Source organism: Mycolicibacterium arseniciresistens, assembly GCF_030519285.1.
GTDB lineage: Bacteria > Actinomycetota > Actinomycetes > Mycobacteriales > Mycobacteriaceae > Mycobacterium > Mycobacterium arseniciresistens.
The window spans coordinates 1-11,877 of sequence record NZ_JAUMSQ010000269.1 but is presented as its reverse complement, the minus strand read 5'-3'; the positions used below and the strand labels follow the sequence as shown (position 1 = coordinate 11,877).

Sequence of the window (11,877 nt, the reverse complement as noted above, 5' to 3'; positions counted from 1 at the left end):
GCCCCGGCCCACCCCGCCTGCTCAACGGCCACCGCACCGCGGCGCACCGCCGGTCACCGGCGCCATGTCCGCGCCGCCTGTGGTGCCGCAGCCGGCCCAGGACGAGGATCTGCTCGGCAAGGTGACCGGTGCGGTGAAACGGGTGGTGCGGCCGTCGGCCACACCCGCACCGGCGGGCGCACTGACCGTCGGCCGGTCGGCGAGCAACACGATCGTCGTCGACGACGCCCTCGCGTCCCGCGTGCACGCCTACCTCGTCGCCGTACCCGGCGGCATGGAACTGCGCGACAACCGTTCCAGTAACGGCACATTCGTCAACGGCGAACGCGTCACCAGCACCGTCCTGCGACCGGGTGACACCGTCGCCATCGGCAACACCGACCTCACCTTCACCGGCACGACGCTGACGCCGAAGGCGGCCACCCCGCAGGCCGGCGGCCTGCAGGCCTACCAGCTGGGCCTGGTCGTCGATGACGACAAGTCGCTGTTGTCCAACGTCAGCTTCAGCGCCGGGCCCGGCACCCTGACCGCGGTCATCGGTCCCTCCGGCGCAGGCAAGTCGACCCTGATCAAACTGCTCGGCGGCGCCACCCAGCCCACCACCGGCGTGGTGAGCTTCGACGGGCACAACGTGCAGGCCGAGTACGCCTCACTGCGGTCCCGCATCGGGATGGTGCCCCAGGACGACGTCGTGCACCGCCAGCTCACCGTCACCAAGGCACTGAACTACGCTGCGCAGCTTCGTCTTCCGCCTGACACCAGCAGTGCCGACCGCAAGGCCGTCGTGGCCCGCGTGCTCGCCGAACTGGAGCTCACCGAACACGCCGACAAGCGGGTCGACAAGCTGTCCGGCGGCCAGCGCAAACGCGTCTCCGTCGCCATGGAGCTGCTGACCGGCCCGTCGCTGCTCATCCTCGACGAACCGACCTCCGGGCTCGACCCGGCGCTCGACCGCCAGGTCATGTCGATGCTGCGCCGCCTGGCCGACGCCGGTCGCGTCGTGGTCGTCGTCACCCACTCGCTGACCTACCTGAGCATGTGCGACCAGGTGCTGCTGCTCGCGCCGGGTGGCAAGACCGCGTTCGCCGGCCCGCCGGCGCAGATCGCCGCCGCCATGGGCACCAGCGACTGGGCCGACATCTTCGCCTGGGTGTCCACCAATCCCGATGCCGCCCACCGCGCCTTCCTCGGCCGCAACCCAGCGGCGGCGCAACCGCCGAAGCCCTCCCCCGCCGCCGGACCACTGGGTCAACCGGCGCGGACCAGTTCGGTCAAACAGATGCTGACGGTCCTGCGCAGGCAGGGCCGGCTGCTGGTCGCCGACCGCGGCTACTTCCTCTTCCTGGCGGTGCTGCCCTTCATCCTCGGGGCGCTGTCGCTGGTGGTGCCCGGTGACGTCGGGCTCGGCGAGGCCGATCCGCGCGGCTCGTCCCCAAACGAGCCGACACAGGTGCTGATCCTGCTGAACATCTCGGCGGTGTTCATGGGAACCGCACTGACGCTGCGCGACCTCGTCGGCGAGCGCCCCATCTTCCGCCGCGAGCAGGCCGTCGGGCTGTCGGCCGGGGCGTACCTGGTGGCGAAGGTCGTCGTCTACAGCATCGCGGCGGCCGCACAGGTCGCGATCCTGACCGCCATCGTGGTCGCGGGTAAGGGCGGGCCCACCCAGGGCGCACTGGTGCTGGGCGATGCCACCGCGGAACTGTATGTTGCACTGGCGATCACGGCCATCGTGTCGGCGCTGCTGGGATTGCTGCTGTCGTCGATCGCCAAGTCCAGTGAGCAGATCCTGCCGATGCTGGTCGCCGCGATCATGCTGTCCATCGTCTTCTCCGGCGGGCTGATACCGGTGACCGCGCGAGTCGGCCTGGACCAGGTGTCGTGGTTCCTGCCCGCCCGCTGGGGATTCGCCGCCTCCGCGGCGACGGTGGACCTGCTGAAGATCGCCCCGCTGGTCACCGTCGACGATCCGCTGTGGCGCCACGAGGCGACGTGGTGGCTATTCGACATCGCGATGCTGGTCCTGCTGGGGATCGCGTTCACCCTCGCGGTGCGTTGGCGGCTTCGGCTCCGGAGTCTCGGTGCGTCCGCGGCGGACGCCGATTCCCGCAAGGGTGTGCCCGGCTGGGTGGTGGCGGTCGTCGCGCTGCTGGCCGCCGCGGCGCTGGTTGCGGCGCTGTCGGTGGTCACCCGGGGTGGCGGCACCCGCGATCCGCAGGCGGCACCCGACATTCCCGAGCAGGGGCCCGCCCCCACCCAGGACGCGATCACCCCCGCGCAGCTGCAGGCTCTGCTGCTCGACCCGAACGCCGTGGGCTCGGTGATGGCGGCACTGGCCGGCGCCACGGCGCAACCGCTGTCCCAGTTCGGCACCGCCACGGTGACGCCGCCCGAATGCGCCGGCGCCGCCGACGCCGGGAACACCGCCAGTTACGCCGCATCCGGATTCACCGGGGTCGCCGGCAGGCGACTCACCGACCCGGGCGACCCCCGCGTCGTCGTCGACCAGTACGTGGCGAGTTTCCCCGACGCGGACGCGGCGGCGATCTATCAGGACGAGCAGATCAACGGCTGGCAGGCGTGCACCGGCACCACGGTCGGCGTGGGCACCCCGCCGGCCGCCGTCCGCCAGTTCGTCGTCGGACCGTCGAACAACGAGGACGGCCGGCTCACCGTCAGCCTCACCGAGGACCGGAATCGTTGTCAGCGGGCGCTGCTCACCGATTCGAACGTGGTGATCGACGTCCGGGCGTGCGGTCCGGATGTGGATCAGCAGGCCACCGACGTCGCCGTCCAGATCGCCGACAAGATCTCATGACCGGCTCACCCGAGTCCCGGAAGGAGGGCTGACCACGCCGACCAGGCGCTGCCCAGAGTTCCGTGGGCCGCATACCGCAGGACAACCGATCGACCACCGCACCCCGGGTGCGGAGACCAGAAGGAGAAGTTCCATGAAATTCCGGTTCGCCATCGTGATCGCCGCGGCGATCGCTGCGATCCTCGCACTCGCGGGTTGCCAGAGCGGCTCCGATTCCGGCAGCGGCGACGGCGGGAGCGGCCAGGACGCCGCCGGCCTGCTGCAGCAGTCGGCCGAGGCGATGCGCGGCCTGACCGGCGCGCACGTCGTGCTCACCGCCGAAGGTCAGGTCCCCAACGTCAAGGTGACCACGCTGGAGGCCGACATCTCCAACAAGCCGGCGCCGGTCGGAACGGGCACCGTCACCCTCGACATGGGCGACGCCCCCGGCACCGCGCAGATCATCTACGTCGACGGCCACCTCTACTCCGACATCGCCGAGCCCGGCACGTTCGCCGACTACGGCGACGGCAACTCGATCTACAACATCTCGGTCCTGCTGGACGCCAACAACGGTCTGGCCAACGCACTGACCAAGATCAAGGATCCGAAGTCCGAGGGCGGCGAGGAGATCGACGGGACGAAGACCACGAAGGTCAGCGGCACCGTGTCCACCAACGACGTCTCGGCCCTGGTCGGTCTGCGCCGCGCCCCCGAGAAGGAGAAGACACTGCCGATCACCGTGTGGATCGCCGACGGGGACCCGCACTACGTGGTCCGCGCCCAGATCGCGCCGACCGACGACGCCAAGCTCACGATGACGTTCTCGGAGTTCGGCAAGCAGGTCACCGCCACCAAGCCCGCCGTCTAGCGGCCGCAACCATTCTCAGAAAGGACTCGAGCTCATGAAGAAGACCACGACCCTGCTCGTCGCCGCCGTGGCTGCGGCCTCGTTCAGCACCGTCACCGCGGCGCCCGCCGAGGCCGCCCTGTACTACGGCGCGATCGCCTACTCCGGCAACGGATCATCGGGCACCGCGTACAACTACTCCAGCCGCAGCGAAGCCGAGACGCTGGCCGAACTGGTCTGCGGCTACACCGACTGCGACACCCTGACCAGCTTCACCGGATGCGGTGCGGTGGCACGTAACTCGACGCAGGCGTACGGCGGATCCGGCCCGACGCTGGCCGCCGCGCAGCGCAAGGCGCTGGCCAGCCTGCGCTCCAGCAGCGGCCCCGGCTACATCGACGCCTGGGCCTGCAACAAGGGCAGCTGACTCGACGGCCGACCGGCCCGCCGATCCGCTCACCGCGGAGAGGCGGGCCGGTGGTTTTTCGCCGAGTGTGCGCTCAGTGCGAATTCGAGCGCCGGATCTCGCAATCACCGCACGCTCGGCGCCGCCTCAGAGCACGCCGAAGCTCGACGTCACCCAGCGGACCGGGTCCGCGCACCGGAACGGCGCGATGCCCCGGGAGTGCAGCCGGTTGCCGCTCGGCGGCTGGCCCAGCGCGGACACCACGAAATAGCGGTGCGCCAACATCATTCCGCTCGACGGGTTCTCCACCGCGGCGACCATGCCGCCGCCGTGCAGCCGGGTCAGCAGGCTGCGCACCTCCTGGTGCAGCAGCTGGCCGTCGGTCTCGTCGTAGTACTGGCCGTCGGAGGTGTCCCGCAGATACGCCGCACCGGCATTCGACATGATCAGGTTCCACTCGGATCCCTCGACGTCACGCAGCACCCGCAGCGCATCGAACTTCGACAGGATCACCGCCAGCTTCGGCTGCGCCGACCCGACCGCCTGCAGCATGTTGTAGAGCACACCGCGCGGGTCGCCGCCGCTGAACATCTGCACCGGCAGCAGGTCCTGCAGCTGATCGCGGATCGCCTTGACGCGCAACGGGTCGAACATGAAGAACACCGCGTCGGCGTTGGCGAAGAACCGGAACGGCGGCGCGTGCAGGTCGCCCGACTCCATGTCCTCACCGGCGACGTCGCGCAACACCAGGAAGCGGCGGACACCGTGCCACACCCCGATGCTGAACATCAGCGGCTCCCGTTGATGCGACGCCTGGGTGTCCACGGTCGGCGTCGGCGGGACGAGTCCGCGCTGCACGTACAGCGGTGTCTCGTAGTTCAGCGAGTACGCGGCCGCCGTCGCGCGGGTGACCGGCTCCATCGACACCCCGAGCCGCTCGCACAACAGCTCCAGCTGCTTGACCAGCACCGCGATGTAGAGGCTCTTCCCGGTGGCGCGTGCGCCGGCCATCGCGATACAGATCGCGTGGCCGTTACGCCATCCGTCGGGCAGGGTGAAGTGGCAGACCGGGCAGATCTCGATCGCCTGCCCCTGCAGTGCCCGGCTGGCCTCCTCGATCGGTGGCGGCGGGCCGTCGTATCCGGCCGGCCGCGCCCAGGTGTACAGCGGTCCACACTCGGCGGGCGCCCCGAGGTAGGCCGTGGCGACCTCGTCGCGGTAACGGGTCCCGCCGGCCTGCGGTGACAGCGTCCACAGGTGTTCGGCCGGGCTGAGCGCGGTGAAACAGCGGGGGCACTTGGACATCAGCGGCCCCACCGGGTGCGGATCGCCGACGACGAGTGCGCCTCGGCGCCGCGGGCCAGCAGCCGCCCGGCGATCTTGCGGCCCCGCCGCAGCGCGCCGTCGGACATGTCACCGGACAACTGCGCCATCGCGATCGCCACCGATCCGGCGTCGACGCCGTCGGCGCCCGCCCTTGTCATCAGCACGCGGTTGGCGAGCTGCCAGGACATGTCGACGAGGGGATCGCCGGTGGGGGCGACCTCCTCGTCGGGATTCCAGCGCAGGGCGGCCACGGCCAGCACCACGGCCGGGTTGAGAAGGTGTCCGTCCAGCAGTGCCGTGGCGTGCGCGAACGCGGTGCCTGCCGCGCCCGGGTCACGTGCAAGCGCGACGCACACCGTCGGGTACGGCTGTCCAGACGCGGCGGCGATGAGCGCGAACGTCACCAGGCGCTGGGCGCAGTCCGGGTGAATCCCTTCGGGGCCAACCGATTCGGCCGCGATGTCCCACAGCGGTGTGTACGCCGCCTGATGGGTGGTCGCGTAACCCTGCTGCACCCACGCCTGGGGCTCGATGAGCCGGACGCCTGCGCAGGCGACCGCGACGTGGTCGTCGTTGGCGGCGAGCACCACGCTCGCGAGCCGCGCCAGTTCCGGTGAGTCGGCCGCGCCCATCAGGGTGCGGATCGTGGCCGCGCCGGGCACCGCGTCCCCCGCCGCGGCGAGCAGGTCGCCCGGTGGCCAGAGCGTCTCGGCGGCCATCTGCTCGAATCGGCTCGAGCCACAGGTGCGCAGCCACCACAGCGCCGCGGTCCGGTCGGCGGTGTCGGTCGCGCCGTGCCGCAGTGCATACGTTCCGCGCAGAGCGGCCCTGGTCCATGTCTCGTCGTGTGCCTGCACCTGCGCGAGCTCCTGGGCCGACGGTGCGGTGACACCCGCGGCCAGCCAGTCCAGCACGTCGTCGGGCAACGGCACCGATCCGTCGGTGCAGTCGGCGTCGGCCAAGAGCGCCGCGGCGAGCGCGAGCCGGGTGGGTGCGCCGACCTGTCCGTCCAGGCCGCCCACCAGCGACGGGCCCTGCTGCGCGTCCCGCAGCCGCGACACCACCTCGGCGTCGACGGCGCTACGCACCCGGGGGTCGTCGACACCGGAGCGGATGAGCAGGTCGGCCAGCCGGAGCACCCGGTGCGGGCCTGCGGCGCGGGCCGCCGCCACGGCGGGTTCGAGAACGGTGTCCAGCTCGCCCGGCACGGGCATCCCTCGAAAGCTCCGCTCGCTCACCGGAATCGGACCCGGCTGCGCCAGCCACGCGTCGTCCGCGACGGCCCGGCGCAGGTAGGTCGCATCGGCGAGTTCACCCGCGGGGCCGGGCGATGCCCGTTCGACGGCCTGCCACGCATCGCGGGTGCTGTTGCCCAGCACCCAGTGCATGACCCCGGAGATGGTGCTCGCCACCGCGGGGTCGCGAGCCGCGCCCGGCGGTGAGTGCGCGGCGATGACGGCGCGGGCCTCGGCCTCCGCGTCGGCGAACTCGTCGTACCTGGTCACCGCCATCGCCATCGGCCACGCCGGATGCAGGCCCACATCGCCTGCCTGCGCGGCGAAGTGGTCGATGTCGTCGAGCACCAGCCGCGCCGACTCGGCATCGAGAAGCACCACCTGCGCCATCGCCGACCACGCCGTCACGGCGATGGTCTGTCCGCCCGCGGTGCGGTGCGGCTGGCCGTCGAGTTCACCGAGCCACAGCGTGTCGGTCTCACTGATCACGAGCGCGTCGGGCGGCAACCGGTCGAGGTCGGCCAGCGGGACCGCGGTCAGGTGCTGCTTGCCCTGGACGGCGAGGCCGAGCTGTTCGGCCCGGTCGAACGTCGAGAAGTTCAGCGTCCCTGCGGTTCCCGCGGACATCAGGAAGCTGACCAGACCGATCCACTGGGCGGCCGACTCGGTCGACTCGACGCCGAGCACCACCGGCCTGCCGCCGGCCAGCGCCGCGGCGACGGCGTCGAGCAGGCCGAGCAGCGTGGCCAGCCGCCAGGTCGACGGGTCGAGCGCGAACGTCACGACGCTCTCCCTGGTGACCACACCGCCAGGTTCCGGAGCGCCCTCCGGGAGCGCGGCGCTCGCCACCGCCGGCGGTCCGTACGGGCACAGCCACCGCGGTGACCGCCACCATTCGATGGGGCGCCGCGGATTGTGGTCGGGTGTGCGGTCGAGCACCGCGTGGGCGAACACGTTGCCGGGCCTGCCGGTGCTGTCCGGACCGGCGGGCACGGTGTGCCAGTAGCCGGCGGTGTCGCGGTCGACGCGCCGGAACGCCAGCCGCCGCGGCCCGTCGGCGAGCTGCTGGGTGGTCGGGTAGGCCGGCAGCGGCCGCACCGGGTTGAAGACGGTCCGCACACCGGCGACCAGGGTCTGGATCTCCTCGGTGGTCAGCCCGCCCGCGGTCTGTTTGACCTGCCAGCCGCCGACGGTGCCCGCGGCGTCGAAAGACGTGTAGCTGAGCTGGCCGTACCGTGTCGTCACGGGGCCGCCGGGGTGAGTCGCAGGGTCTCGACGGGCGGGTCCAGCAGTGCGATCACCCGCAGCCGCAGCGGTGAGGGGGTGTTGACGAACAGCCGGATCCAGCCCTGCCTGCCGCGCAGGTTCGCCGCCCACAACTCGGTGCCGCCGCTGGTGCTCAGCTGTGACCATCTCAGCTCCTTCGAGGGCTGCGCAGCCAGCTGGCCGTGCTCGTCGAGCGGCGCCACGTCGACGGGTTGCCCGTCGTAGATGGACAGCGGGATCCGCTGCGGATTGTTGACCAGCACGAAGACCGGCGAGCCGGGCAGGTCGTACTCCGAGCGCATCGCGATGGTCGCGGTGGTGGGTTGCCCGTCGGGACCGCGCCCGATCCGCACACCGTACTGCAGCCGCAGCAAGCCGTGATAGTCGATGCTCGCGGTGGCGCCCATGATGCGACGGCCGCCCGAGAACGCCACCGGCGCCAGGTGCAGCGAACATCCACCCAGCGGGAGTTGGCCGGCGAACTGCATCCCGCCGTACCGCTCGTACTCCTCGAGTGTGATCTCGAACGACGTGCCGGACATCGCGGCCCGCGCGTCGTAACCCTTGGGGGCGACGTAGACCACCACCGCCGCGGCGCCGTCGGGCCAGTCGAAGGTGAGCACCTGCTTGTTGCAGTACTCGGCGAGGTCGATGTCGCGGATGAGGCCTGTGCGCACCGTCGAGAAGGTGGTGCCGAGCCGGGCCCGATCGCCGATCAGCGTGACCGGGGTGAAGTAGGCGCGGCTCCACTCGTTCGGCCAGGAGACGCCGACCATCATCGACCGCACGTGGCCGTCGGCGTCGCGCTGCTCGGCCACCGGCTGCGTCAGCCGCATCTCGTCGGCCAGCCCGACCTGTTCCAGTGCGCCGCCGGGCAGTTCGGTGGCGTCGGCGCCCGCGCTGGGGCCGTCCTCGGTCCGGTAGATCACCACCTTGCCGGCCGGCGGGTTCGTCCAGGTCAGCTCGAGCATGGTGCCGTCTTCGCTGCCACCCGAGACGCCCAGGTCGGTCACCGGCAGCAGCACCGCCGAGACCTCGACCTCGAACGCGGTCGCCTCCGACAGCCGCAGCACGCCCTCGACGGGTGCGGCGCAGCGCGCCCGGTAGACGTAGCGCCTGCCGCGGTCGACTCCGGTGTCGACGAAGCCGTTGAGGTTGTCGCCGTCGGGCAGGATGCGGTACTGCGGGCCGTCCTTGTCGGCGTCCTCGGCGGGCACCCGGTAGAGGTAGACCGCGCTGACCCCGGCAGGCACCGACCACTGCCCGATCACCCGGCCGGCGTCCTCACGCACCACGAAGTCGGCCAGCGGGCTGATCAACATGCCGGAGGCGTGCAGCACCGGCTGGGCGGCCAGCGCCTCGGCGTGGGTGGCACCGGCGTTGGCCCACACCTGGAAGCTGCGCACCGCCGAGGAGGCCATGCGTTCGTCGGTGGCCGACAGCTCGGCGGTGACGGCCACCAGCTCGGCGCGGTCCGGGGAGTGGGGCGGCCCGTCGTCGCCGCTCACCAGGCGGTAGAGCACCACCGCGGCCAACGCCGATTCGTATGCGGGCCAACGCAGTTCGAGCGCGCCGCGACCGCCGTTGACGTCACGGCGGCGGAACAGCGCGATCGGGTGCACCTCCGCTGCGGGGACGCCGCCGTCGAAGGGTGCGAAGTTGGCCGCAGCGGGTGGCGGTTCGTCGAACGGCACCGGGTCGGTGGCGGCGAAACCACCGGTGTCGGCGGCGGCGCCGGTGTCGGTGGTGTGGTGCCTGCCGGTGGTCCCGGTGCCCACCGGGACGGTGGTGGCGGGGTCGGCCTCGAGTTCACGCAGCACCCTGGCCATGTCGTCGGCGTGCTCGGCGGCCGACCCGGGGAGCATCGCGCGGACCTGGTCGACCTCCGTGCGGCCGGAACGCAACACCAGGCGCAGGTGGGCTTCCTTGAAGCTGCGGGCGGACACCGCGCCGGAGTCGATGAGTTGCTGGCGCCAGTCGAGCAGCGTCTGGAGCCGGGGATCGTCGTCGACGGGGTGCGGATCGGTCATCGGCGGCACACCAGCGAGATGCTCATTCCGAGGGGGGTGACACGGGCAACGGGTGGCTCGAGCAGAGGGCCCCCGGGCTGCATCACAGCAGTGTATCGGAGTGTGCTGCAGCCCACCTGCGCCTATTTCAGGAGTCGGCGGCCGGCCCGCGTCAGGTCGTCAGGCGTCAGGTCGCCGCCGGACCGGCGAACACCGATTCGTGAAATGCGGGTCCTGTGGGTACCCCCTACCAGGAATCCGTGCAGGGCCACCGGCCCGAGGGATGGCACTGAAGATTCGTCCTCGCCGCTGAGAACGGCGCCGGCTGACGGGAGGACAACGCCATGGAGACGAACGGCCAGGAACTGCTCGGCGGACGCTACCGGGTCGGCGCGCTGCTGGGCTCCGGCGGGATGGCCGAGGTCCGCGACGGTTGGGACCTGCGCCTCGACCGCGCGGTGGCCATCAAGCTGATGCACCCCGCCCTCAAGGCGCAGGCCGACGTCCGGGGCCGCTTCGAACACGAGGCCAGGGCAGCGGCATCGCTGACGCACCCGAACATCGTTGCGGTACACGACTTCGGCGACCATGACGGAACGCCCTACATCGTGATGGAACGCCTCCCGGGGCGGACGCTGGCCGATCTCATCGCCGCGGGCCCGCTGCCTCCCCATCAGGTACACGCGCTCCTCGACGAGGTCCTCGCCGCCCTCGCGACCGCGCACGACGCGGGGATGCTGCACCGCGACATCAAACCGGGCAACATCCTGCTGGCCACCGACGGCCGCAGCGTCAAGGTCGCCGACTTCGGGATCGCGAAGACCGCGGGCGCCGCGCTCACCGCGACCGGGCAGATCGTCGGCACGATGGCGTACCTGAGTCCCGAGCGGGTGGGTGGGGCGCCGGCCTCGGTGGCCGACGATCTGTATGCCGTCGGTGTGATGGGTTACGAGGCGCTACTGGGCAGGGCCGCCTTTCCCCAGGACACACCCATCGCTCTGGCGCGCGCCATCATGGACGATCCCCCGCCGCCGTTGAGCGTGCTGCGACCGGACCTCCACCCGGTGCTCGCGGGTGTCATCGACCGGGCGATGACTCGCGAACCCACGCAGCGCTTCGCCTCCGCCGACCAGATGCGGGCGGCGCTGGCCGGCGACCGCACGGCGCTGTTCGCCGGCCTCGCACCCGCCGCGCCTCCCCCACGGCCGGCCACCATGGTGCTCGACCATCCGTTGCCCCCGACGGGATACCACCCGGCCGCGGCCCCACCGCCCGCACGGCCTACACCGCGGCGCCGCCTGACCGGTCGGACCCGCACGATCGCCGCTGCCGCGGCGGTGGTCACCGCGCTGGCCGTGGCGGCGCTGGCCCTGGCGATGGATCCGTTCTCGACCAACCCCACACCCCAGCCGATCAGCACCAGCACCACCGTCCCGCCCCCGAAGCCCTCGCCGACCACGCCCACCGTGGCTCCGGTGATCCAGGCGCCCGAGCCTGCGCCCGCGCCCGAGCCGAAGAAGCCGGGCAAGAAGGGCGAGGGCAAGAAGCCGGGAAACGGCAAGCGGGAGTAGGCCTCAGCAGTTGGCCGCGCTGCGCCACGCCCTGTTCGACAGCAGCCGCAGCCCGTTCAGCGCGACCAGGATCGTCGACCCCTCGTGACCCGCGACGCCAAGCAGCAGCGGGAGGTGGCCGACGAGGTCCCAGGTCACCAGCCCGACGATGACCGTGGCCGCGATGACGAGGTTCGCCGCGACGACCCGCCGCGCCCGTTTCGCCAGGCCGACGACGGCGGGGATGGCGCTGAGGTCGTCGCGGACGGTGACGGCGTCGGCGGTCTCGATGCTGAGGTCGGCGCCGTTGCGGCCCATGGCGATCGAGGTGTGCGCGGCGGCCATCGCCGGTGCGTCGTTGATCCCGTCGCCGACCAGCAGCACGCGCCGGCCGCCGGCCTGCAGCGCGCGTACCGCGTCGACCTTGTCGGCGGGCAG

Annotated in this window: 8 protein-coding genes and 1 pseudogene; 5 read left to right on the top strand and 4 right to left on the bottom strand. The window is 71.7% G+C overall.

All coding sequences use genetic code 11. The features are described 5' to 3' along the window. From Q2100_RS24920 to Q2100_RS24905, 4 genes and pseudogenes are all read left to right on the top strand, one after another. Positions 1 to 2,077: pseudogene (locus Q2100_RS24920) on the top strand (ATP-binding cassette domain-containing protein); the annotation flags it as partial. A gap of 246 nt (positions 2,078 to 2,323) precedes the next feature. Then, entirely contained in the window at positions 2,324 to 2,818 is a 495-nt protein-coding gene (locus tag Q2100_RS24915) for a sensor domain-containing protein (protein WP_302916213.1), read from the top strand. Positions 2,819 to 2,951: 133 nt separating this feature from the next. Further along, positions 2,952 to 3,668, top strand: a complete 717-nt coding sequence (locus Q2100_RS24910) for an LppX_LprAFG lipoprotein (RefSeq protein ID WP_302916212.1) — start codon at positions 2,952 to 2,954, stop codon at positions 3,666 to 3,668. A 34-nt stretch (positions 3,669 to 3,702) separates the two neighbouring features. After that, positions 3,703 to 4,074: a DUF4189 domain-containing protein gene (locus Q2100_RS24905; protein ID WP_302916211.1), complete on the top strand. Its 372-nt coding sequence runs from the start codon at positions 3,703 to 3,705 to the stop codon at positions 4,072 to 4,074. 126 nt (positions 4,075 to 4,200) lie between these two features. Here the strand turns inward: Q2100_RS24905 and Q2100_RS24900 are convergent, their stop codons facing one another. The 3 genes from Q2100_RS24900 to Q2100_RS24890 are packed head-to-tail and all read right to left on the bottom strand — an operon-like array spanning position 4,201 to position 9,910. Beyond that, positions 4,201 to 5,358: a hypothetical protein gene (locus tag Q2100_RS24900; protein WP_264011805.1), complete on the bottom strand. Its 1,158-nt coding sequence runs from the start codon at positions 5,356 to 5,358 to the stop codon at positions 4,201 to 4,203. Continuing rightward, entirely contained in the window at positions 5,358 to 7,859 is a 2,502-nt protein-coding gene (locus Q2100_RS24895; protein ID WP_302916210.1) for a GAP1-N2 domain-containing protein, read from the bottom strand. The genes Q2100_RS24900 and Q2100_RS24895 overlap by 1 nt, the downstream gene beginning before the upstream one ends. Next, positions 7,856 to 9,910, bottom strand: coding sequence for a SaeA-related protein (locus tag Q2100_RS24890; protein WP_302916209.1), 2,055 nt, complete (start codon positions 9,908 to 9,910; stop codon positions 7,856 to 7,858). The genes Q2100_RS24895 and Q2100_RS24890 overlap by 4 nt, the downstream gene beginning before the upstream one ends. A gap of 323 nt (positions 9,911 to 10,233) precedes the next feature. Here Q2100_RS24890 and Q2100_RS24885 point away from each other — a divergent pair, with 323 nt between their 5' ends. Then, positions 10,234 to 11,460: a serine/threonine-protein kinase gene (locus Q2100_RS24885; protein WP_302916208.1), complete on the top strand. Its 1,227-nt coding sequence runs from the start codon at positions 10,234 to 10,236 to the stop codon at positions 11,458 to 11,460. Between the two features lie 3 nt (positions 11,461 to 11,463). Here Q2100_RS24885 and Q2100_RS24880 read toward each other — a convergent pair. After that, on the bottom strand, positions 11,464 to 11,877 hold a 414-nt coding region (locus Q2100_RS24880), incomplete at its 5' end, for an HAD family hydrolase (protein WP_302916207.1).

Bases quoted from the DNA above. Each gene is read 5' to 3' on its own strand.
- Q2100_RS24910 (WP_302916212.1), top strand. From the start codon at position 2,952: ATGAAATTCCGGTTCGCCATCGTGATCGCCGCGGCGATCGCTGCGATC.
- Q2100_RS24885 (WP_302916208.1), top strand. From the start codon at position 10,234: ATGGAGACGAACGGCCAGGAACTGCTCGGCGGACGCTACCGGGTCGGC.
- Q2100_RS24905 (WP_302916211.1), top strand. From the start codon at position 3,703: ATGAAGAAGACCACGACCCTGCTCGTCGCCGCCGTGGCTGCGGCCTCG.
- Q2100_RS24915 (WP_302916213.1), top strand. From the start codon at position 2,324: ATGGCGGCACTGGCCGGCGCCACGGCGCAACCGCTGTCCCAGTTCGGC.
- Q2100_RS24900 (WP_264011805.1), bottom strand. From the start codon at position 5,358: ATGTCCAAGTGCCCCCGCTGTTTCACCGCGCTCAGCCCGGCCGAACAC.
- Q2100_RS24890 (WP_302916209.1), bottom strand. From the start codon at position 9,910: ATGACCGATCCGCACCCCGTCGACGACGATCCCCGGCTCCAGACGCTG.